This is a genomic window from Pseudomonas sp. SbOxS1 (assembly GCF_013416725.1).
In the GTDB taxonomy this organism is placed as follows: Bacteria; Pseudomonadota; Gammaproteobacteria; order Pseudomonadales; family Pseudomonadaceae; genus Aquipseudomonas.
On sequence record NZ_JAAVXC010000002.1, the window covers coordinates 601,063 to 622,690 of the forward strand.

A 21,628-nucleotide genomic window follows, 5' to 3' on the forward strand; every position below is an offset into this window, starting at 1 on the left:
ACGCAGAGCGTGGGAACGATCTATTCAACAACAGTCTAACATTGCGCTGCCCATTCCCAAGGACACCCATCACGTGAAATCCCTTCTTGCACTGCTTTCACTTATAGCCCTGCCGGTCATGGCCGCCGAGCCAACCCTGTATGGTCGCTACGAATATATCGCGCTACCGGAAATCGGCGGCGAAGTGCTCAAGGCCAAGATGGACACCGGGGCCCTGACCGCGTCGCTGTCGGCCAAGGACATCGAAACCTTTACTCGCGATGGCGAGGACTGGGTGCGTTTTCGTCTGGCGACCAAGGGTGCGAGCAACAAGGTCTACGAGCACAAGGTGGCGCGGATCAGCAAGATCAAGACTCGCTCGGAAGAGGATGAGGATGACAGCGAAGTGATCGCGCCCACCAAGCGGCCGGTGGTTGATCTGGAATTGTGCCTGGGCAACGTCAAGCGCACGGTCGAGGTCAACCTCACCGACCGCAGTAGCTTCAATTACCCGTTGTTGATTGGTGCCAAGGCGCTACGTGAGTTTGGGGCTGCGGTGAATCCGGCTCGGCGCTTTACGGCGGATAAGCCGGATTGTTAATTATGGGTTAATAGGCTGTCATATTGATATTGTCTTATGTGGTTCGCGAATCTTACTTGCGACTATGGTTGGTGCATTTGGTTTGCGTTTCTGGCTTAAGTCTCTGGTGAGTTTTTGAATGTCTTCCTCCATATGGCCTAACATTACTTCTCGCTTGCGACGACTTTCAGGGGAGCTTAAAGGGAGTCGTGCAGATATGTTTTCTTTGGATTTCTGAAGGTGGGCTAATAGTTTTTCCGGAGTGTCAACTTTCTGGGCAAAAAATGGAAACTGCAAGTTGTTCACTTTTGCGGTGGAGGTATTGGTTGGTGAAAAGTTGAGTGCTATTTCTTCGGGAGTAAACTTGTCGATGTCAAATGCCTTTTCCGGAGGGGGCGGTGAGATTTGCCCTGTAGCATTTTTTGGCACTGATGATTGAGGCCGTTGTCTTTTCGGGATTCGACCCATAAATCTATTTTGAAATGCTTTCCAGGCACTTTTGAAGACATTGTTGTGCCCCGTTGGATCTCTGCCACGCACGGGTTCGCCGTCGCAATACACATACGCATTCAACCCACCCTCCCCAAACGGACTCCAGCTATCCGGACTATTAAACCGCATCAAAACCGGATTGAACTGCCGATACCCTTTCCCCAAATGATAATGCCCGGTCAGCGGGTCCGGCAGTTCGCCATTAAACCCGAGCAGGCTGAGCAAACCGTTTTCCCGTAGACGGTGGCCATAGGGTGTGTAGGCAATGGGGTGGGGCTGACTCGCGTCGAGGGCGTTCAGCACCGACTGCTGTTGATCGGTTGCCAGTAGTATTGTTTTGCGTGATTGAGAAGACATCGGCTGCGCTCTGAGCAAGGTCCGAAAAGCTGTTCCCTAGCATCTCTCCTTTTTCCGCCATTGCCTACTATCAGAACTGCTAGGTACTACAGACCCCGCCCCGAGCGGATTCACCGTTACGTGGCTCTATCGTGAGTCTCTGATTTTGATCGCGGTATCAACAAAGTCTTGTGCGTTGAAGTGTCCGGCGACACGGCTGGTGCCCTCAATGCGCAGGGATGAGACGTGGGAGATGACTCGCTCCAGTTCTTTTTTATGAGTGAGCAGGTCAGCCCCCAGATGTCTTATTTCCATTTCATTCAGGTGTTTGAGGAACGGGTTTTTTGGATTGAGTAAGCCGGTATTGGTAGTGACTACATCCAAGGTGTCTCGAAGGTGTTTATCAGCGTTATTGAGATACGTGATGCCTGTTGCTTGATCTGAAGGTGTTGTTGTATCGAAAAAAGTAGGCTTTTTTTTGCCAGATAGAGCGCGAGCAATGAGTGCGTCAGGGTGGGTGTTATTATTGTTTGCAAGAATTTTTACTTTTTCTGCACCGCCAAAGGATCGTTCTGTGGACGTTACGATGTTTGTAAAACGTTCACTTTTCGGTGCTTTCATGAATTTATAGAGGTTCACGAATATTTCGTCATAAAAGCGTGCGGGTACTACAGTGTGACCTGTCGGATCTTTCCAATTTACAGGGTTTCCCACGCAGTACGCATAGGCATTCAGCCCGCCCTTCCCAAACGGACTCCAACTATCTGGACTGTTAAACCGCATCAACACCGGATTGAACTGCCGATACCCTTTCCCCAAATGATAATGCCCGGTCAGCGGGTCCGGCAGTTCACCATTAAATCCGAGCAGGCTGAGCAAACCGTTTTCCCGTGGACGGCGGCCATAGGGTGTGTAGGCAATGGGGTGGGGCTGATTCGCATCGAGGGCGTTCAACACCGACTGCTGTTGATCGGTTGCCAGCAGTATCGTTTTGCGTGATTGAGAAGACATCGGCTGAGCTCCGAGTACGGTCCAAAAAGCTGTTCCCGAGCATCGATCCTTTTTCCGCCATTGCCTACTATCAGAACTGCTAGGTCCTACAGACCCCGCCGCGATTTAACTCAGTCGGATTGACGTCGATTCAGCCTTGAGTCACCGTTCGCCCACTCCACCACCAGGCTCGGACGCCATGCCTCATATCCTGATTGTCGAAGACGAAGCGGCGATTGCCGACACCCTGATTTACGCCTTGCAGGGCGAAGGGTTCACCACTACCTGGCTGACCCTTGGTGCGGCGGCGCTGGAGCATCAGCGCCAGACCCCGGCGGACCTGATCATTCTCGACATCGGTCTGCCAGACATCAGCGGCTTCGAAACCTGCAAGCAATTGCGGCGGTTCAGCGAAGTACCGGTGATGTTTCTCAGCGCCCGCGATGGCGAGATCGACCGCGTCGTGGGCCTGGAAATCGGCGCCGACGATTACGTGGTCAAGCCGTTCAGCCCTCGCGAAGTGGCGGCGCGGGTTCGGGCGATTCTCAAGCGCATGGCACCCCGTGCAGTAGAAGAGTCGTCAGCACTGTTTCGCCTCGACAGCGAGCGTGTGCAGATCAGCTATCGTGGTCAGTTGCTGACCCTCACCCGCCATGAATTCCGATTGCTGCAATGCCTTCTGGAACAACCCGAGCGGGTGTTCAGCCGCGAGCAATTGCTCGATGCGCTGGGTGTCGCTGCCGACGCCGGTTATGAGCGCAGCATCGACAGCCACATCAAGAGCGTGCGCGCCAAATTACGCCAGGTGAAGGCCGACGCCGAGCCGATCCAGACCCATCGTGGCCTGGGCTACAGCTATAACCCGAGGCAAGGCTGATGCCATTGGGGATGCGGATTTTCCTGGTGTACGCGCTGTTTATCGGCTTGACCGGTTACTTCGTGCTCAACACCGTGATGGAAGAAATTCGCCCGGGTGTGCGCCAGTCCACCGAAGAAACCCTGGTCGACACCGCCAACCTGATGGCCGAAATCCTGCGCGATGACTTCAAGGCCGGCACCCTCAACCAGAACCGCTGGCCCGAACTGCTCAAGGCCTACGGCGAGCGGCAACCGAAGGCGAACATCTGGGGCCTGTCGAAGAATCAGGTCAACCATCGTATCTACGTCACCGACGCCAAGGGCAGGGTGGTGCTCGACTCCAGCGGCGCGGCCGTTGGCCAGGATTACTCGCGTTGGAACGACGTTTACCTGACCCTGCGCGGCGAATACGGCGCCCGCTCCAGTCGTAGCGATCCAGATGATGCGAGCTCATCGGTGATGCACGTTGGTGCGCCGATTCGCGACAACGGGCAGATCATCGGCGTGGTCACCGTGGCCAAACCCAACAGCTCGTTGCAGCCTTACGTTGATCGCACGGAGCGACGATTGCTCGCCTATGGGGCCGGGCTGATCGGCCTCGGCCTGTTGTTCGGCGCATTGTTGTCCTGGTGGCTGAGCCGGGCGCTGCGACGGTTGACGGCTTATGCCCAAGCTGTGAGCGAGGGCCGGCGGGTCGAGGTACCGCATTATCGCGGCGGCGAACTGGAGCAACTGGCGACGGCGGTGGAGCAGATGCGCACGCAGCTCGAAGGCAAGGCTTATGTCGAGCGCTACGTGCATACGCTGACCCACGAACTGAAGAGTCCGCTGGCGGCGATTCGTGGCGCGGCGGAGCTGCTGCAAGGTGAAATGCCGTCGGCTCAGCGGCAGCGATTTGTCAGCAATATCGACAACGAAAGTGCGCGGATGCAGCAGTTGATCGAGCGCTTGTTGAATCTGGCGCAGGTTGAACAGCGCCAAGGGCTTGAGGAGCGCGTAGAAGTGTCGTTGGCTGCTTTGGTAAGCGAGTTACTGAGCGCTCAAGCGGCGCGTATCGAAGGCAGGGAGCTGCGCGTGGAACAAACGATTCCACGGGACCTGACGTTGATCGGTGAGCCGTTTCTGTTGCGGCAGGCGCTGGGAAATCTGTTGGAAAATGCGCTGGATTTCACTCCGGCAAAGGGCGTGTTGCGATTCAGTGCCGAGCGGATTGGCGAGCAGATCAAGTTCACATTGTTCAATCAGGCCGAGGCGATTCCCGACTACGCATTGCCACGGCTGTGCGAGCGTTTCTACTCGCTGCCTCGACCGGACAATGGCCGCAAAAGCACCGGGCTGGGGCTTAACTTTGTCGAGGAAGTGGTCAAGTTGCACGGTGGGGAAATGAGCATCGGCAATGTCGAAGGCGGGGTGGAGGTCAGTCTCCACATAATCTCCATATTCCCCTCATAAAGCCCCCACACAGCCAACCCAGAATCTCCCCCATCCAAACAGGGAGAGTCCCATGAACCGCAGCCTGACCCTAAAACTCGGGGCAATCGCCCTGCTGATTCTGTTGTTGCTGATCCCGCTGTTGATGATCAACGGTGTGATCCAGGACCGCCAGCAACTGCGCGACGGTGTGCTCGAAGATATCGCCCGCAGCTCCAGTTACAGCCAGCAACTGAGTGGGCCGTTGATGGTGGTGCCCTATCGCAAAGTGGTGCGCACCTGGAAGACCCACGAAAAAACCAATGAGCGTTATCAGGAAATCGGTGAAGAGCGCGGCCGTTTGTACTTTCTGCCGGAGCGCTTCGAACTCGATGGCCAGGTGCAGACCGAACTGCGCTCGCGCGGCATTTATCAGGCGCGTCTGTTCCATGCCGACAACCGCATCAGTGGCCATTTTTCACTGCCGGCACAACTGGGCATCAAGGAAGACTTCGCCGATTACCAATTCGACCAGCCGTTCCTGGCGGTCGGCATCAGCGACATTCGCGGCATCGAGAATGCCTTGAAACTCGAACTGGACGACCAGAAGCTGGACTTCGTTCCGGGCAGTCAGGTGGGCTGGCTGGGCGAGGGTGTCCACGTGACGTTGCCGGCGTTGGACGCGAGGCAAAACACAGAACTGTCCTTCGGTTTCAACCTGAAACTGCAAGGTACCGGCCAGCTGCAGATCCTGCCGGTAGGCAAGACCAGCAAAGTATCGTTGGCTGCCAACTGGCCGCATCCCAGCTTCATCGGCAACTACCTGCCGGCGCAGCGCGAAATCACCGATCAGGGCTTCTCCGCCAATTGGCAGACCTCGTTTTTCTCCACCAACCTGGAAGAAACCCTGAACAGCTGCGTGTCCCGCGGCGGTTGTGAGGCGTTTTCCAGCCGCAGCTTCGGCGTGAGCTTCATCGATCCGGTGGATCAGTATTTGAAAAGCGACCGGGCGATCAAATACGCACTCTTGTTCATCGTCCTGACCTTCGCCGGTTTCTTCCTGTTCGAAGTGCTGAAAAGCCTGGCGGTGCACCCGGTGCAATATGCGTTGGTGGGTGTGGCATTGGCGTTCTTTTATCTGCTGTTGTTGTCGCTGTCCGAACACATTGGCTTTGCCCTGGCGTATCTGCTGTCGGCCAGTGGTTGTGTGTTGTTGATCGGGTTCTACGTCTGCCACGTGCTGCGCAGTGCGCGTCATGGCTTGAGTTTTTCCGCGGGGTTGGCGGCCTTGTATGGGCTGCTTTATGGATTGTTGAGTGCCGAGGATTACGCGCTGTTGATGGGGTCGTTGTTGCTGTTTGGATTGTTGGGTGTGTTTATGGTGCTGACTCGGAAGCTGGATTGGTATGGGGTTGGGCAGAAGGCGTCCAAACCCTTGGCGTTCGATGTTGGTGTGTTGGAATGAGACGGTCGATGGGGTTACGGGAGGAGCGGGAGCTGGTAAGAAAACTGGCGATCAAGCTCGCCAGTTTATTTCCATCTCGTCAAACATCTAGTTGAACCATGGGTGTTTGGCTTTCAAAATTTAAGCCATGCAGGAAGCGCCGAAGCTTGGCGATCCCTTGTTGCGCGCCGCTGGAGCTCAGAACCTTTTCGTACACCGCTAGCCTGAACGGCCAAGCGCTCTTTTGTATGTAGTTCGGCGCCAACCCGGGGGATCTGTGTAAATGCATCAAGCTGCTTGTCAGGTGTGTTGTGAGATGCAGCTAGCCATTCTGAAATAGATTGTTTTTCGCTCGCGTGAAGCCCTTTGTTGTACGTAACTCCATTTATCGGAGTATACATTGGGTTAGGCTTGCGAAGAGACGCAGAACTGCCGATACCGTAACCAGGATCTAGAGTTGAGCTCTCGTAACCGGAGGAGAAACTACTCCTGCTACTGGTAGATACTGAACCGGAGCTTGAAAGGGCAGACCCCTTTCTGGATGTGGGTGAGCTATATGCATTCGCAACAGGTATTACTTCGTCGGCTGATTTTCTCGCAGGTTTAAATGCCCTCTTAACGGGCTGCCAAAGGCGTTTCAATATGACAGGCACTTTAAAATGCCCTGTAGGGTCACCATTATTTATCGGATCCCCCCCACAATACGCATACGCATTCAATCCGCCCTCCCCGAAGGGGCTGAAGAGATTGCTGTCCGGACTGATAAATCGCATCAACACCGGGCTGTACGTTCGATAACCCCTACCCAACGAATAATTGCGCGCAAGTACCTCTTGAAGTTCGCCGTTGTATCGAAGCCGACTCTGTAATTCGTTATTTTCTGGGCTATCGCCGTAAGGGGTGTACGCGATGACATGTGGTCTGGTCGGGTCAAGCTCACTCAACACCGAATTCTGACAATCGATTGCTAAGAGAATTGTTTTACAAGAGTACGTAGGCATTGACTGATCTCCGGAATCAAACCCAAGTAGGTCGTTATGAGTCTCGGACGTTCTTCAGACTTTGCCTACTATCAGAACTGTTAGTCTTTTGCGCTTGCCAAATTCAAACCTTCGGCATCGTCGCCAACATCGAAGGCCGCTGACTCACCTCGAAATACCACCCCGCCAACTGCGGATTCGCCGCTCGCCAGTCCATATCCGGATGGCGCAAATCCAGATAACCCAACGCACAGGCCACACCGATCGCGGCGATGTCGAAGTGACTGGTCAGCTCGGCCATCGCATCTTTTTCCAGCAGCGCCAGGGCACGGCGGATTTTGTCGCGCTGGCCGTCGAGCCATTGGTCCCAGTGTTTTTCCGGGGCGCGCAGGGCGACTTCGTAACGGACTAACACCGCGGCGTCCATGATGCCGTCGGCCAGGGAGGCGAGGGTCAGGCGCCGCCAGCGGGCCGAGCCTTCGCGAGGGATCAACGGGTTGCCGACGTGCTGGTGGTCGAGGTAATCGAGGATCACTCGGCTGTCGTGGATGACGTTGCCATCGGCCAGGCGCAGGGCGGGGATCTTGCTCAGGGGGTTGTCGTCGATCAGGGTCTGGTCCGGGTCGACGGGTGTGAGTACGCAGTTTTGCAGGGCGACGCGGTCCTGTTGACCGGTTTCGTGCAAGAGCACCATGACTTTGCGCACGAAGGGGGAAAGGGGGTTGTGGTACAGGATCATGCTCGGGGCGGACATGGCGACGTCTCGGTCAGAGGTGGTGTCGGGCAGCATAGCGTCTTGAGCCGGATGCTCAAACGACAAACATATCGCCCCCTGTGGGAGTGAGCCTGCTCGCGATGAGGGCGTCATGGTCAGCAATGATGTTGTCTGACCCACCGCCATCGCGAGCAGGCTCGCTCCCACAGGTTTTGTGTTTTCAGGTGGCGGACTGCAGTGTTTGCGATTCGGCTTGCACGCCTGGTGCTGCTTGGGTTTTCAGTTCCCGGGCAACGGTCCAGACGATGAACGCGGCGACGATGTCGAAGATCGCCAGGGTCACGAACAGCGGGCTGTAGCCGATCTTGGTCACCATCACGCCAAACACCAGGGTGAAAGCCGCCGCGCCGAGGTAGCCGAACATGCCGCCCATGCCGGTCGCCGTGGCCACTTCGTTTTTACCGAATGAGTCAGAGGTGATTGCGTACAGCGCACCGGACAAGGTCTGGTGAGCGAAGCCGCCGATGCACAGCAGAGCAATCGCCGTGTAGGGGCTGGCGACCAGGCCGATGCAGGCCGGGCCGATCATGCATGAGGCACCGAACAGCAGGACCATTTTGCGCGAGGTGAACAGCGACACTTTGCAGTGCTTGTGGAAGAACGGGCTCAGGTAACCGCCGAGCACACAGCCAAGGTCGGCGGCGAGGAACGGCAGCCAGGCGAACATCGCGACCTCCTTGATGTTCATGTGCCGCTCGGTCATCAGGTACAGCGGAATCCACGCGTTGAAGGTCTGCCAGGCTGGCTCGGAGAGAATCCGCGCGCTGGCGATGGCGTAGAAGTTGCGGCTGCCGATGATTTTCTTCCAGCTGCCTTTTTGTGTGGCCGGTTCCTTGAAGTGCTCTTCCTGGCCGCTGAGGATGTAATCGCGTTCTGCATCGCCCAGGCGCTTTTGATCCCGGGGATGTTTGTAGAGGATCACCCATAGGAAGCTCCAGAGCACGCCAAGACCGCCGACGATCAGGAACGCCAGTTCCCAGCCGCTGTGCAGGATCGCCCAGACCACCAGGGGCGGCGCCAGCAGTGCGCCAATCGACGAGCCGATGTTGAACCAGCCAATCGCGACCGAGCGCTCCTTGGCCGGAAACCATTCGGTGGTGGCTTTCACCGCCGCCGGCAAGCCTGCCGCTTCCGTCAGCCCGAGCAGGCCGCGAACGAACGCCAGGCCCTGCCAGCCACTCGCCAGCGCGGCCAGTGCACAGGCAATCGACCAGGCGAAAGCGAAAATGGCGAAGCCCATCTTAGTGCCGATGGCATCGATGATGTAGCCGGCCACCGGTTGCATCAGCGCATAGCAGACCTGCCAAGCGACAACGATGTGCGAGTACTGCTCGGTGGAAATGTTCATTTCGCTCATCAGGGTCGGAGCGGCCACTGACAGGGTATTGCGAGCGAGGTAGTTGACGATCAGACCGGCTGTTACCAGGCCGACCATCCACCAGCGGATGCCTTTGACTTTCATCACATCACCGTCATTTTATTTTTGGATTTTTTGGGTGTTGCACTGTTGTAGGTTGTCGTACAACGTACGTCTTTATAGGAGTGCAAGGGTGAATGTGTCAACAAATATGTCAGGGAACTTGAGGTGGGAGGCGACGGGCGGGAGAGGGGTGTGATCGTATGACTGGCGTAGCGGGGGAACGTGTAGGAGCTGCCGCAGGCTGCGATCTTTTGACTTTGATTTTCAAGATCAAAAAGATCGCAGCCTGCGGCAGCTCCTGCAGTGTGCGTGTTATCGACGTTGAAGGAGGCCACGTAGGGCGAGGACTGCCGGAATGCCCAGCCCAAGCCAGCTCAAGGCATCCCAAACGCCATCGCCGAGCAACGCGGCAAACAATCCGCCTGCGCTGAACAAGGCGATAACGGTAGGGGTGCCAAACACCTTCCAGAAACTCGACTGCCGGGGCCTCATGCCACGCTCTCCGCTTTTTCCAGCACGGGTTTGGCCGCCTTGCGCCGCACCACCCACAGGTAAACACCACTGCCGAGCACAATGATCGTCAGCACGTCCAGGGTCGCCCAGAGGATCTGCATCGGCATGCCGCCGTAGTCACCGAAATGCAACGGCTGCGACATGCCCATGGCGTCCATGTACCAGGGCCGCTCGGCCACGGCGGTGACCTTCAGGGTGCTGGCGTCGATCAGCACCGGCGTCAGCAAGTGTGAAGTGAGGTGGGTGCTGCCTTTCATGAACACGGCGTAGTGGTGTTCGCTGGAGAACCGCGTGCCAGGGAAGGCGATGAAGTCCGGCTGCATGCCGGGTGCGACTTCCCTGGCGATGTCGAGCAGACGGGTGGCTGGCGCCAGTTGCGTCAGCGGTGGCGCATCGCGATACGGCGCAACCATCGCGCTGAGGCTGTCGTTGCGCCACGCCGCGATCAGCAGGTCGGCGCAGGCACTGATCACGCCGGTCACACCCACCACCAGGGCCCAGGTCAGGGTCACCACGCCGATCAGGTTGTGCAGGTCGAGCCAGCGCAGGCGGGTGGATTTGTCCTGGCGCACGGTGGCGAATTTCAAGCGACGCATGAACGGCAGGTACAACACGGTGCCGGACACGATCGCGACGACGAACAGCAAACCCATGAACGCCAGCAATAATTTGCCCGGCAGCCCGGCGAACATGTCCACGTGCAGGCGCAGCATGACCATCATGAAGCCGCCATTGGCCGACGGCATCTCCAGCGCTTCGCCGGTGCGGGCGTCGAGCATGAAGGTGTGGGACGAGTTCGGCTCGGTACCGGCGGTGGCCGCCATGATCGCGATGGCGCCGTTGGGCTCGTCATCGTCGAAACCGAAATACTGCATGACCTCACCGGGACGGTGCTTTTCAGCCGCCTGCACCAGCTGCTGCAAATTCAGCTGCGGGGTGTCCGCCGGCATTTGCTTCAACTCGGCGGCATCGCCCAGCAAATGGTCAATCTCATGGTGGAAGATCAACGGCAGGCCGGTCAGTGCCAGCAACAGCAGAAACACCGTGCAGATCAGGCTGGTCCAGGTGTGGACGAAGGACCAGCGGCGAATTGTTTTACTTTTCATTTCATAGCCTCCAGAAATACCAAAGCCGTCCTCGAAGGACGGCCTGGGTACCGGGCGTGTCAGATCAAGTGGTTACCACTTGTAGGTGGCACTGGCGACGACACTGCGTTCATCGCCGTAGTAGCAATAGAAACTGTCGCAGGTGGAGAGGTAGTCCTTGTCGAACAGGTTGGTCGCGTTGATGGCCAGCGACGCACCTTTGAGGCTGTTGTCGAGGCGGCCGAGGTCATAGTGGACCGCTGCGTCGAACACGGTATAGGCATCTGCCTTGCCGAGCTCGGTGTTGGCCTGATCGCCGTAGGTGTTGCCGGTATAGCGAACGCCACCGCCGATACCGAAACCGTCCAGGACGCCGTTGTGCCAGGTGTAGTCCGCCCACATCGATGCAGTCTGGATCGGCATCAGTTGCAGGCGATTGCCCTTGAACGTGCCATCTTGTACTTCGGATTTAGCCAGGGTGTACGCGGCGGTGAGCTTGAGGTTTTCCGTCACATCGGAGACGGCTTCCAGCTCCAGGCCCTTGACCTTCACTTCGCCGGTCTGGCTGGTGACTGGAATGCCACCGACGTTGTTGGTGACCGAGACATTTTTCTGGGTCAGGTCATACACCGCGGCGGTCAGCAGCGTGTTGCTGCCCGGTGGCTGGTACTTGATACCCAGTTCCCACTGCTTGCCTTCGGTCGGCTTGAACGATTCGGTGGTGGAGGTATCGGCGTTGCTCGCCGGCTGGAACGATTCGGCGTAGGACAGGTACGGCACGAAGCCGTTGTCGAATACGTAGCTGATCGCTGCGTTGCCGCTGAAGTTTTTGTTGCGATCGGTGTTGGTGGCATCACCCTTGTTGAAGAACTTGGTGCTGGTATGCACCCAGTCTTCACGACCACCCAGCGTCAGGCGCCATTGGTCGAGGGCCATTTGGTCCTGGACGTACAGGCCGGTCTGATAGGTCTTCTGGTCGTAATCGTAGAAGGCCGACGAGCGTGGCGGACGCACGATGGGCTGGCCATAGATCGGGTTGTTGACGTTGGTGGTCCCGCCGTCGCCGAAGATCGAGGTGTAGTTGGTGTTGGTGCGCTGGTGATCGAGGCCGATCAGCAGGGTGTGGCTGATGTCGCCGGTGGCGAAGTCAGCCTGCAGGTTGTTGTCCACGGCGAACTGACTGATGTCCTCGTCGGTGGTGGTGCTGGTACGGCCAACGTTGCCGTCGGCATCGACCTGGGTGAACGGGTAGGCGCCGGGGGTGAGGGCCTGGAAGGACAGGTCCGACTTGGTGTAGCGCAGGTTCTGCCGGAACTGCCAGACATCGTTCAAGCGATGCTCAAAGGCGTAGCCCAGTGCGTAGTAAGTGCGGTCGTAAAATTCCCAGTCCGGATCGCCCAGGTTCTTGTGATGGGAGATATCGCCCAATGGCGAGTCGATCTTGGTGCCCTGGATCGGACGGAACTGGCTGGTGATACCGGTATCGTCGCGGGTGAATTGGGTGAGCAGGGTGAACCGGGTGTCGTCGTCGATGTTCCAGGTCAGGCTCGGCGCGATGTTGTAACGCTTGTCGTCGATATGGTCGATGGGCGTGCCGCCATCGCGCACCACACCGCTGAGGCCGTACAGGAACTGGCCTTCATCGTCGATCTTGCCGGTGCTGGCGAAGTTGATCTGGCGGTGATTGTCGCTGCCGTATTGCACTTGGACTTCATTGCTGGATTCGGCGCTCGGACGACGGCTGACCATGTCCAGCAAGCCACCCGGCGGGGTCTGGCCGTACACGGACGAAGCGGGGCCGCGCAGCACGGCGAGGCGATCCAGGTTCCAGGTTTCCTGCTTGGGGTTGGCATAGACGCCCTTGGGCAACGGCAGGCCGTCCAGGAATTGGGTCGGCTCGAAACCGCGTACGCGCAACCAGTCGGCACGGGTGTCGCTACCGAAGCTGGCGCCGGTGGTGCCCGGCAAGTAGCGCACGGCGGCGTCGAGCGTGTGCACGTTGCGATCGTCCATCTGCTCGCGGGTTACCACCGAGATCGAGCGTGGAGCTTCAACCAGTGCGGTGTCGGTCTTGGTGCCGGCGGCGGTGCGCTTGGCGAGGTAACCGGTGGTGGCGCCCCACGCGCTTTCAGTGTTTTCCACGCCAATCACGCTGGTGGCCGGCAAGGCCATCACACCCTCGGGCACGGCCACCAGAGTATAGGTGCCGCCGCTTTGTTCCAGCTGCAGCCCGGTGCCACGCAGGGCCTCGCGCAGGGCGCCGGCAGCGTCGAACTGGCCTTTGACCGGGGCCGACGTCTTGCCGGCGGCCAGCGACGGGTTCAACGACAGCGCCAGGCCGGCTTGGCTGGCAATCTGGTTCAGGGTGCTGGCCAGTGGCGCGGCCGGCAGGTTGTAGGCACGAACGCTGGACGCCTGTTCAGCGGCGATCAGTTGGCTGCTGGCCAAGGGGGTGCAAAAGGCAAGGGCGACGGCCAGCAAACTGGGGCGCAACAAGGTGTCTAGCGAACGGGACATACAGCGGCTCCTGAAAGTGAATACTTCTCAATTGCCTAGGTGCCGGATGAAAAGCAAAAAGTGATAGGGCTGGATGAAAATAATTTCGATTCAGTAATTTTTAGTGAGGCTGATGGCCCCATCGCGGGCAAGCCCGCTCCCACAGGATTTGGGGCGTCCAAAGAATTACCGCTCGACACAGAACCTGTGGGAGCGGCGGTGCGACGATTCGACTTGCCCGCGAAGGCGTCGTGTCAGGCGCACCACCTCTCAGGGCTTGGCCTCGGTCTTCGCCGCCACCGTCACCCACCATTGCGTACGATGCTCAATCTGCACCGGCAGCGTCGGCAACAGCGCGTTCAGGGCCAGGTCGGTGTTTTTCAGCGGGAAGCTGCCGGTGATCCGCAGGTCGGCCACTTCAGGCGCCACACCCAGGTGACCCGGGCGATAACGACCGATCTCACGCACCAGGTCTTCCAGCCGCGCGTTGTCCACCACCAGCATGCCGCGGGTCCAGGCATCGGCGCCGAGGTTGAGCGCGAAAATCGGGCCGAGGCCGTCGCTGCGGATCAGCATTTGCTGGCCTTCGCGCAGAATCTGCTCTTCAGGACTCGATTGCGGATGGGCGGCCACCGCCGATTGCAGCACGCTAAGACGCGTGCCTTGCTCTTCACGCTTGACCAGGAACCGGGTGCCCAAGGCGCGCATGCTGCCTTCGTGGGTTTCGACGATAAACGGCCGGGCATCGCCGTGACCGGTTTCGACGAGAATTTCACCTTCCTGCAGGATGACCAGTCGCTGCTTGTCATCGAAGCGCACGTCCACGGCACTGTGGGTGTTGAGGTTGATCAGGGTGCCGTCGTCCAGGCGAAGGGTGCGTTGTTCGCCGGTGGCGGTGCGCTGGTCGGCCAGCCAATAGTCGATCGGCAGGTAGCGCTCACCGGCAAACAGCGTCAGCCCGAGCACCGCAACGATGCTGGCCAGGCCGCTGCCGAGCTTGCGCACCCGGCGGCGAATGCCTTCGCGCGATTGCAGCAGGGCGGTGCGTGCCGGGCCGCTGGCGACGCTGAAGCGCTGGTCGAGCATGCCCAACTGACGCCAGGCGCGGGCGTGTTCTTCGTGGGCGGCGTGCCACTTGGCGAACTCTTCGCGCTCCACGGGGTTGCCGGAGTCCAGGGACAATTGCCAGGCAATGGCGGCGTCGAGCACCTGTGCCGACACCGGCTTGGAACTGACCGGGCTCATGTCGGCTCCCCGTACAGGGCGATGTAGCACTGGCGGATGCCCTGGGCCAGGTACTGGCGCACCCGCGGCACCGAGACACCGAGGCGCTCGGCGATTTCCGCATGGCCGAGGCCATCGAGACGGTTGTAGAGAAAGGCCGCACGGGCCTTGCTCGACAGCTTGCCCAGCAGGCGATCGATGTTTTTCAGGTCTTCGAGGATCATTTGCTGTTCTTCCACCGACGGTTGTTCGGCTTCTGGAATCAGCATCAGCTCGGTGAGGTAGGCCTGTTCCAGCGCGGCGCGGCGGAAGTAGTCGAACAGTAGGCCCTTGGCAATCGCCACCAGAAACGCCCGCGGCTCGCGCGGCTCTTTCAGTTCCTCACGCCCGAGCAAGCGCACGAAGGTGTCCTGGCTCAGGTCTTCGGCCCGTTGCGGGCAGGCGACATTGCGCCGTAGCCAGGCCAATAGCCAGCCACGGTGGTCGCGATATAACGCACCGACGAGCTCACTTTGGGGGCTTGGGACTGACGACACGCAGCATCACCGATTGGGAAGTGTTAACTAACGAGAATTGTTCGCGATTGTGTCAGAGGCGGGGGAGGGAAAGCAATTGGCGTTGGTCGGTTGACCACACCATCGTTCGTCACCTGTAGGAGCCAGCGGTGCGGCGATCCGACTTGCCGGCGAACCAGGCGCTGCGGTGTACCTGTTGTACCGCGTTATCGTTCTTCGCTTGTAGGAGCCAGGCTTGCCGGCGAACCGGGCGACGTTGTGTACCTGCTGCACCGCGTCATCGTTCTTCGCGGGCAAGCCTCGCTCCTACAGGTGGATTGGACGCTGCGGTGATCTGCGAAGGCGCCAGAACAGGCGCCGAAGATCTAGAAGGACGGTGTCTGCTGCCGCCGCTTCCACTGGTTCAACCGCTGCTGCAGGTTCAACGGGCTATGGATCTGCTGCTGGCGCGCGCGGCTGAACAGGATCAGCGCCAGTTCGGCGGTCGCCAGGGCGTCGGCGCTGGCGTTATGACGCTCGAACACTTGCAGCTTGAACCAGTCGATCCACTCGTCCAGGCCGGCCTCGCGGATGTTGGCCTGCGGACACAGCAGCGGGGCGATGTCCGCCACATCCAGAAACGCATGCTGCAACTTGTAGCCCAGGTGCTCTTTCAATGCGCGCCCAAGCATGTGCTGGTCGAACGGTGCATGAAAGGCCAGCACCGGGCTGTCACCGACAAACTCCATGAATTCGAGCAACGCCTCGGCGGGGTCGCTACCCGCGGCAATTGCACTGGGCCCCAGACCGTGAATCAGCACACTGGGGCCGAGTTTGAGTTCGTCGCATTGCAATGTGCGCTCGAACTGCCGACTGAAATCGATCGCGCCATCCTCGATCACCACGGCGCCAATGGACAGTACCCGGTCCTTATTCATATTTAGCCCGGTGGTTTCCAGGTCGAGCACGACCCAGCGCTGTTCGCGCAGGCTGCATTCACTCAACCCAGATACCAATGGCAGGTTTTGCAGGCGTTGTTGCAGGTCTGCAGACAAGCTCGGGCCGGCGGGGCGCAGCCATGAAAACAGGCTCATAACTGATACCGCAGGGTCAGGCTGCTTTGCAGGCGTTGGGCCTGGCGCAGGGATTCACGCAGGATGCGTCGATCCAGATGATTGAGGCTGTCGGGGTCGACCCGATTGGAATAGGGCAAATTCTCCCGGGTCTGCAGCTGATGTTGTTGCATGCGGGTTTGCTGGATGAAGTGATAGGCCTCTTCGTAGGCCGCGCCGTCCAGTGGTTCGATGATTTCCTTGGCCACCAGTTGGCGAAAACGCTCCAGGGTATTGTTCGCTTCGATGCCGTGGGCGAGGGCGAGTAACCGCGCGGCGTCGACGAAGGGGGTCAGGCCCTGGATCTTCAGGTCCAGCGTGGCTTTTTCGCCATTTTTGCGCGCCAGCACGAACTCACGGAAACGTCCTACGGGAGGACGATTGCGCAACGCGTTTTCAGCCATCATGCGCTGGAACAGGCGGTTGTCGGCCACCTGGTCGAGAATTGAGCGGCGCAGTTGTTCGCAGCCTTGCTCGCTGCCCCAGACCACGCGCAAATCGAAATAGATGCTCGAACCCAGCAGGTTCTCCGGCGTGGCCTCGCGAATGAACGCGCCAAAGCGTCGGGCCCATTCGACCCTCGACAGGCACAGCTCGGGGTTGCCGGCCATGATGTTGCCTTTGCACAGGGTGAAACCGCAGAGCGCCAGGCTGTGGTTGATCTGATGGGCGATGGGCAGCAATTTGCCGCGGATCTCGGCGGCGTGGGCCGCGTCCCGTGCTTCGAACAGAATGCCGTTGTCCTGGTCGGTGTGCAGTGTCTGTTCGCGGCGGCCTTCGCTGCCGAAACACAGCCAGCTGAACGGGATGCCGGGGTCGCCTTTCTCGGCCAGGGTCAGCTCGATCACCCGGCATACGGTGTGGTCGTTGAGCAGGGTGATGATGTGGGTGATCTGGGTTGAAGATGCACCGTGGGCCAGCATGCGTTCCACCAGTTGACCAATCTCGCCGCGCAGCAGCACCAGGTTTTCCACTCGCTGGGCGCTGCGGATGGTGCGCGCCAGATGCACCAAGTCGACCCGTTGCAGGGAAAACAGATCGCGTTCCGAGACCACGCCGCACAGGCGTTGATCCTTGACCAGGCAGACGTGGGCGATATGCCGCTCGGTCATCGCAATCGCGGCATCGAAGGCGCTGTGGTCAGGAGACAGGTAAAACGGCGACCGGGTCATGTGCCGCTCGATCACCTCGTTGAAATCGCCGGTGCCGTTGGCCACGACATGGCGCAAATCACGCAGGGTGAAAATCCCCAGCGGCGCTTTATGTTCATTGACGATCACAATGCTGCCGACCTGCTGCTCATGCATTTGGGTCACGGCTTCACGCAGGGGCGTGGTGGGGCTGCACGTCACCGGATGGCGCATGGCCAATTCACCCAGGCGGGTGTTGAGCGAGTATTGGGTGCCGAGGGTTTCCACGGCTTTTTGTTGGACCTGCTGATTGACCTGATCCAACAGGCTGCTGACGCCACGTAGGGCAAAGTCGCGGAAGGTGCCGGAAATGGCGAACAGCTTGATGAATGCAAGTTTGTTCAGCTGCAGGCAAAAGGTGTCTTCGGCGGCCAGGTGTTCAGTGCGCGTTGCACGTTCGCCCAGCAGCGCGGCGAGGGGGAAGCACTCGCCCGTCGTGATTTCGAAGGTGGTTTCTGTCCCACCCTTGGCCGAGTGCGGACGCTCGCCGACAACGCGACCCTGTTTGACGATGTAGAAGTGTTCAACCGGCCCGTCCGCGGGCTTGATGATGCTCTCGCCGGGGGCGTAGAAGCGCAGCTGGCACTGTTCCACCAGGTACGCCAGGTGAGCGTGGTCCATCTGGTTGAAGGGCGGGAAGCGCTGGAGGAATTGCAAAGTACCCTGGATGTTCTGCAACACCGCGGTTTTCCCTGCCTGTGTGAAGGCGTCCGCTTTACTCATAACCATTACCGCAGTCTTTTTTTGAATTGTTGTTGTCGGATGACTCACCCATGGTCGACCCCTACGGCCAGGGTGCCCATTGGACGTAAGTCTAGGTAGGCTGGAAACGTGATGCAGTATCGGAAAAACCCTACCTGAACGTGAGAAAAACCTCACGTTGCCCCTATTGGAAAATTATCCGACGGAGTGCACATTGAAGGTCTGCTTAGTGATGTCTCACCACTGTGCTGGGGAATTGAATTGAACATGTAGAGAATGCCATGTCCGACCACGATATTTTGAGTGATGCCGAGCGCCAGGCGCTCAGTGCCGTCATGCTGGAACCCGACCTGCCGCCGCAGCGGGTGCTGATTGTCGACGACGACAAGGACGCCCGGGAGCTGCTGTCGGAGATCCTGGCACTGGACGGCATTCGTTGCATGACGGCAGCCAGTGGCGAAACTGCACTCAAGATGCTGGAAGAGAAACCCTCGATCGGACTGGTCATTACCGACCTGCGCATGGGACATGTCGATGGCCTGGATCTGATTCGTCAGGTGCGGGAGTCGGTGCGGGCGGCGATGCCGTTCATCATCGTCTCTGGCGATGCTGACGTGAAAGACGCCATCGCGGCGATGCACTTGAGCGTGGTGGATTTTCTGCTCAAGCCAATTGATACCGGCAAGTTGCTGGGGTTGGTCAAGCATGAGTTGGGGTTGGAGCCCTAACCAAAATTCTATGTTGCCTATTCAATCGCCTTCGCGGGCAAGCCTCGCTCCTACAAGGACGATGCTTACTTCTGTAGGAGCGAGGCTTGCCCGCGAAGGCAGCGCAACTGATTCCAAGCGAACAAAAAAGCCCTGATCTTTCGACCAGGGCTTTTTCATATCCGGCGCAAACGCTCAGTTACAGGCCATTGGCAGCCTTGAACTGGCGACGACGGCGGTGCAGAACCGGCTCGGTGTAGCCGTTCGGTTGCTTGGTGCCTTCCACCACCAACTCGACTGCCGCCTGGAAGGCGATGTTGCTGTCGAAGTCCGGCGCCAGCGGACGGTACAGCGCATCCCCGGCATTCTGACGGTCCACCACCGGCGCCATGCGCTTGAGGCTGGCCATCACCTGCTCTTCGGTGACGATGCCATGACGCAGCCAGTTGGCGATGTGCTGGCTGGAAATACGCAGCGTGGCACGGTCTTCCATCAGGCCGACGTCATTGATGTCCGGCACCTTCGAGCAACCAACGCCCTGGTCGATCCAGCGCACCACATAACCCAGGATGCCCTGGCTGTTGTTGTCCAGTTCGTTCTGGATCTGTTCGGCGGTCCACTGCGGGTTCACTGCCAGCGGGATGGTCAGGATATCGTCCACCGATGCATGGGCACGCTTGGCCAGTTCGGCCTGACGGGCGAACACGTCGACCTTGTGGTAGTGCAGCGCGTGCAGCGCAGCAGCAGTCGGCGAAGGCACCCACGCGGTGTTGGCGCCGGCCAGCGGGTGAGCGATTTTCTGTTCCAGCATCGCTGCCATCAGGTCGGGCATCGCCCACATGCCTTTACCGATCTGCGCACGGCCTTGCAGGCCGGTGCTCAAGCCGATATCGACGTTGGAGTTCTCGTAGGCGCCGATCCATTTTTCCGCCTTCATGTCGGCCTTGCGCACCATCGGGCCGGCTTCCATGGAGGTGTGGATTTCATCGCCCGTGCGGTCGAGGAAGCCGGTGTTGATGAACACCACGCGCTCGCTGGCAGCCTTGATGCAGGCCTTGAGGTTGACCGTGGTACGGCGCTCCTCGTCCATGATCCCGACTTTCAGGGTGTTGCGTGGCAGGCCCAGCACGTCTTCGATGCGCCCGAACAGCTCGTTGGTGAACGCTGCTTCTTCAGGACCGTGCATCTTCGGCTTCACGATGTAGACGGAACCGGTACGGGTGTTTTTGCGCGAGGTGTTGCCGTTCAGGTTGTGCATCGCCGCCAGGACAGTCACCAGACCGTCGAGGATGCCTTCCGGCACTTCGTTGCCCTCTTTATCGAGAATCGCGTCGATGGTCATCAGGTGACCGACGTTGCGCACGAACAACAGCGAACGACCGTGCAGGCTCAACTCGCTGCCGTCGACGGCGGTGTAGGTGCGGTCGGCGTTCATGGTGCGGGTAAACGACTTGCCGCCCTTGGCGACTTCTTCCGCCAGGTCGCCCTTCATCAGGCCGAGCCAGTTGCGGTAGATCACTACCTTGTCGTCGGCGTCGACGGCGGCGACCGAGTCTTCGCAGTCCATGATGGTGGTCAGTGCGGCTTCCATCAGGATGTCTTTGATACCGGCAGCGTCGGTCTGGCCGACCGGGGTGCTGGCATCGACCTGGATTTCGAAATGCAGGCCGTTGTTTTTCAGCAGGATCGCGGTCGGTGCCGAAGCATCGCCCTGGAAGCCGATCAGCTGGGCATCACTGCGCAGGCCAGTATTGCTGCCGCCTTTGAGGGCGACGACCAGTTTGCCGTCAACGATTTTGTAGTGTGTCGAATCGACGTGGGAACCGGCGGCCAATGGCGCCGCTTCGTCGAGGAAGGCACGGGCGAAGGCGATGACCTTGTCGCCACGAACCTTGTTGTAGCCTTTGCCTTTTTCCGCGCCGTCAGCCTCGCTGATGGCGTCGGTGCCGTAGAGCGCGTCGTACAGCGAACCCCAGCGGGCGTTCGAAGCGTTCAGCGCGAAGCGGGCGTTCATCACCGGCACCACGAGTTGTGGACCGGCCATGCGGGCGATTTCTTCATCGACGTTTTGCGTCGTTGCCTGGAAATCGGCCGCTTCTGGCAGCAGATAACCGATGTCTTGCAAAAAGGCTTTATAGGCCACGGCGTCGTGCGCTTGACCTGCGCGTTCCTGGTGCCAGGAATCGATACGAGCCTGGAAATCATCGCGTTTGGCGAGTAGGGCTTTGTTCTTCGGCGCCAGGTCATGGATGACCTTGTCGGCACCGGCCCAGAACTGGTCGGCGGTGAGGCCGGTTCCGGGAATGGCTTCGTTGTTCACGAAGTCGAACAGGACTTTGGCGACCTGCAGGCCACCGACTTGAACGTGTTCAGTCATTGCTTGCCTCACTCTGCTCAGCTATTTCGCTTTTCAGCTCTTCAATTTAACAATGAAGCCTCTGGCCATTTAAACCACAAACCCTGCGACCAGTACATGCCATTTCTGACGGCTGGGTGGGGACCAATCAACGGCTTTGGGGCCTTGCTGACGGGGCTTTCAGGGATGCGGCTGCGCCTGTGGCAGACATCGAACCAACGTTATGTAGTGCGCGCTGCGGCATACTACATGATGAATTGCGCTTGTGAAAATTAGACTAATTACGTCGTTCTGCGACCCCATGACGCATTGCAGTCACGCCGGGGATGAGGATGTTCTCAAAAAAGCATGAGATTGTTCCAGTTAAATATAAAAAGTTGTACACGATTTGTGGTTGACACGTTGTTCGGCGGTGTCGCCTTCGCGGGCAAGCCTCGCTCCTACACGCGAAGGCGTCAGCCGATTCAACACAGGATTAGCCCTTG

General features: G+C 59.0%; 17 protein-coding genes and 1 pseudogene. 5 read left to right on the plus strand and 13 right to left on the minus strand.

Translation table 11 applies throughout. The annotated features are described in order from the left end of the window. Positions 1-73 precede the first annotated feature (73 nt). Positions 74-580, plus strand: coding sequence for an ATP-dependent zinc protease (locus HFK74_RS03685; protein ID WP_033045378.1), 507 nt, complete (start codon positions 74-76; stop codon positions 578-580). 492 nt (positions 581-1,072) lie between these two features. On the opposite strand, the pseudogene HFK74_RS03690 reads toward HFK74_RS03685, so the two are convergent. Next, positions 1,073-1,387, minus strand: a pseudogene (locus HFK74_RS03690) (RHS repeat-associated core domain-containing protein); the annotation flags it as partial. Between the two features lie 147 nt (positions 1,388-1,534). Then, positions 1,535-2,398: an RHS repeat-associated core domain-containing protein gene (locus HFK74_RS33055; protein ID WP_257230244.1), complete on the minus strand. Its 864-nt coding sequence runs from the start codon at positions 2,396-2,398 to the stop codon at positions 1,535-1,537. Positions 2,399-2,576: 178 nt separating this feature from the next. Between HFK74_RS33055 and creB the strand changes: the two genes are divergently transcribed. From creB to creD, 3 genes are read left to right on the plus strand one after another with little or no spacing between them, the layout of a single operon-like run. Further along, complete coding sequence (creB, locus tag HFK74_RS03700) at positions 2,577-3,254, plus strand: two-component system response regulator CreB (protein ID WP_180202383.1); 678 nt, start codon at positions 2,577-2,579, stop codon at positions 3,252-3,254. After that, positions 3,254-4,687 carry a two-component system sensor histidine kinase CreC gene (gene creC / locus HFK74_RS03705; RefSeq protein ID WP_180202384.1) on the plus strand — a complete coding sequence of 478 codons (1,434 nt, stop codon included), beginning with the start codon at positions 3,254-3,256 and terminating at the stop codon, positions 4,685-4,687. The genes creB and creC overlap by 1 nt, the downstream gene beginning before the upstream one ends. Before the next feature lie 52 nt (positions 4,688-4,739). Then, a complete protein-coding gene (gene creD, locus HFK74_RS03710; protein ID WP_180202385.1) occupies positions 4,740-6,110 on the plus strand; it encodes a cell envelope integrity protein CreD in 1,371 nt (456 codons plus the stop codon). Positions 6,111-6,223: 113 nt separating this feature from the next. On the opposite strand, the gene HFK74_RS03715 is transcribed toward creD, so the two are convergent. The 10 genes from HFK74_RS03715 to HFK74_RS03760 form a co-directional block, all read right to left on the minus strand. Beyond that, complete coding sequence (locus tag HFK74_RS03715) at positions 6,224-7,090, minus strand: RHS repeat-associated core domain-containing protein (protein ID WP_180202386.1); 867 nt, start codon at positions 7,088-7,090, stop codon at positions 6,224-6,226. 103 nt (positions 7,091-7,193) lie between these two features. Continuing rightward, positions 7,194-7,823 carry a glutathione S-transferase gene (locus HFK74_RS03720; protein ID WP_180202387.1) on the minus strand — a complete coding sequence of 210 codons (630 nt, stop codon included), beginning with the start codon at positions 7,821-7,823 and terminating at the stop codon, positions 7,194-7,196. A gap of 181 nt (positions 7,824-8,004) precedes the next feature. After that, positions 8,005-9,306 carry an MFS transporter gene (locus HFK74_RS03725; RefSeq protein ID WP_180202388.1) on the minus strand — a complete coding sequence of 434 codons (1,302 nt, stop codon included), beginning with the start codon at positions 9,304-9,306 and terminating at the stop codon, positions 8,005-8,007. A 270-nt stretch (positions 9,307-9,576) separates the two neighbouring features. Next, positions 9,577-9,756, minus strand: coding sequence for a hypothetical protein (locus HFK74_RS03730; protein WP_180202389.1), 180 nt, complete (start codon positions 9,754-9,756; stop codon positions 9,577-9,579). After that, positions 9,753-10,883 carry a PepSY domain-containing protein gene (locus tag HFK74_RS03735; protein WP_180202390.1) on the minus strand — a complete coding sequence of 377 codons (1,131 nt, stop codon included), beginning with the start codon at positions 10,881-10,883 and terminating at the stop codon, positions 9,753-9,755. The genes HFK74_RS03730 and HFK74_RS03735 overlap by 4 nt, the downstream gene beginning before the upstream one ends. Positions 10,884-10,955: 72 nt before the next feature. Further along, on the minus strand, positions 10,956-13,379 hold the full coding sequence (locus HFK74_RS03740) for a TonB-dependent siderophore receptor (RefSeq protein ID WP_180202391.1): 2,424 nt from the start codon (positions 13,377-13,379) through the stop codon (positions 10,956-10,958). Between the two features lie 249 nt (positions 13,380-13,628). Beyond that, the gene (locus HFK74_RS03745; protein WP_180202392.1) at positions 13,629-14,603 is read right to left on the minus strand and encodes a FecR domain-containing protein; all 975 of its coding nucleotides are present in this window, start codon (positions 14,601-14,603) and stop codon (positions 13,629-13,631) included. Beyond that, positions 14,600-15,118: an RNA polymerase sigma factor gene (locus tag HFK74_RS03750; RefSeq protein WP_032831242.1), complete on the minus strand. Its 519-nt coding sequence runs from the start codon at positions 15,116-15,118 to the stop codon at positions 14,600-14,602. The genes HFK74_RS03745 and HFK74_RS03750 overlap by 4 nt, the downstream gene beginning before the upstream one ends. A gap of 344 nt (positions 15,119-15,462) precedes the next feature. Next, positions 15,463-16,170 carry a PolC-type DNA polymerase III gene (locus HFK74_RS03755; RefSeq protein WP_180202393.1) on the minus strand — a complete coding sequence of 236 codons (708 nt, stop codon included), beginning with the start codon at positions 16,168-16,170 and terminating at the stop codon, positions 15,463-15,465. Beyond that, entirely contained in the window at positions 16,167-18,101 is a 1,935-nt protein-coding gene (locus HFK74_RS03760; RefSeq protein WP_306669897.1) for a putative nucleotidyltransferase substrate binding domain-containing protein, read from the minus strand. Before HFK74_RS03760 ends, HFK74_RS03755 begins: the two co-directional genes overlap by 4 nt. Positions 18,102-18,361: 260 nt before the next feature. Between HFK74_RS03760 and HFK74_RS03765 the strand changes: the two genes are divergently transcribed. Further along, on the plus strand, positions 18,362-18,808 hold the full coding sequence (locus HFK74_RS03765) for a response regulator (RefSeq protein ID WP_180202395.1): 447 nt from the start codon (positions 18,362-18,364) through the stop codon (positions 18,806-18,808). 178 nt (positions 18,809-18,986) lie between these two features. On the opposite strand, the gene HFK74_RS03770 is transcribed toward HFK74_RS03765, so the two are convergent. Further along, positions 18,987-21,164: a malate synthase G gene (locus HFK74_RS03770; RefSeq protein ID WP_180202396.1), complete on the minus strand. Its 2,178-nt coding sequence runs from the start codon at positions 21,162-21,164 to the stop codon at positions 18,987-18,989. Positions 21,165-21,628: the final 464 nt, after the last annotated feature.

What these genes read in the sequence shown, in the direction of transcription:
- HFK74_RS03755 (WP_180202393.1), bottom strand. Translation starts at nt 16,170, where the DNA reads ATGAGCCTGTTTTCATGGCTGCGCCCCGCCGGCCCGAGCTTGTCTGCA.
- HFK74_RS03720 (WP_180202387.1), bottom strand. Translation starts at nt 7,823, where the DNA reads ATGTCCGCCCCGAGCATGATCCTGTACCACAACCCCCTTTCCCCCTTC.
- HFK74_RS03745 (WP_180202392.1), bottom strand. Translation starts at nt 14,603, where the DNA reads ATGAGCCCGGTCAGTTCCAAGCCGGTGTCGGCACAGGTGCTCGACGCC.
- HFK74_RS03760 (WP_306669897.1), bottom strand. Translation starts at nt 18,101, where the DNA reads ATGAGTAAAGCGGACGCCTTCACACAGGCAGGGAAAACCGCGGTGTTG.
- creD (WP_180202385.1), top strand. Translation starts at nt 4,740, where the DNA reads ATGAACCGCAGCCTGACCCTAAAACTCGGGGCAATCGCCCTGCTGATT.
- creB (WP_180202383.1), top strand. Translation starts at nt 2,577, where the DNA reads ATGCCTCATATCCTGATTGTCGAAGACGAAGCGGCGATTGCCGACACC.
- HFK74_RS03765 (WP_180202395.1), top strand. Translation starts at nt 18,362, where the DNA reads ATGTCCGACCACGATATTTTGAGTGATGCCGAGCGCCAGGCGCTCAGT.
- HFK74_RS33055 (WP_257230244.1), bottom strand. Translation starts at nt 2,398, where the DNA reads ATGTCTTCTCAATCACGCAAAACGATACTGCTGGCAACCGATCAACAG.
- HFK74_RS03770 (WP_180202396.1), bottom strand. Translation starts at nt 21,164, where the DNA reads ATGACTGAACACGTTCAAGTCGGTGGCCTGCAGGTCGCCAAAGTCCTG.
- HFK74_RS03715 (WP_180202386.1), bottom strand. Translation starts at nt 7,090, where the DNA reads ATGCCTACGTACTCTTGTAAAACAATTCTCTTAGCAATCGATTGTCAG.
- HFK74_RS03735 (WP_180202390.1), bottom strand. Translation starts at nt 10,883, where the DNA reads ATGAAAAGTAAAACAATTCGCCGCTGGTCCTTCGTCCACACCTGGACC.
- HFK74_RS03725 (WP_180202388.1), bottom strand. Translation starts at nt 9,306, where the DNA reads ATGAAAGTCAAAGGCATCCGCTGGTGGATGGTCGGCCTGGTAACAGCC.
- HFK74_RS03740 (WP_180202391.1), bottom strand. Translation starts at nt 13,379, where the DNA reads ATGTCCCGTTCGCTAGACACCTTGTTGCGCCCCAGTTTGCTGGCCGTC.
- creC (WP_180202384.1), top strand. Translation starts at nt 3,254, where the DNA reads ATGCCATTGGGGATGCGGATTTTCCTGGTGTACGCGCTGTTTATCGGC.
- HFK74_RS03730 (WP_180202389.1), bottom strand. Translation starts at nt 9,756, where the DNA reads ATGAGGCCCCGGCAGTCGAGTTTCTGGAAGGTGTTTGGCACCCCTACC.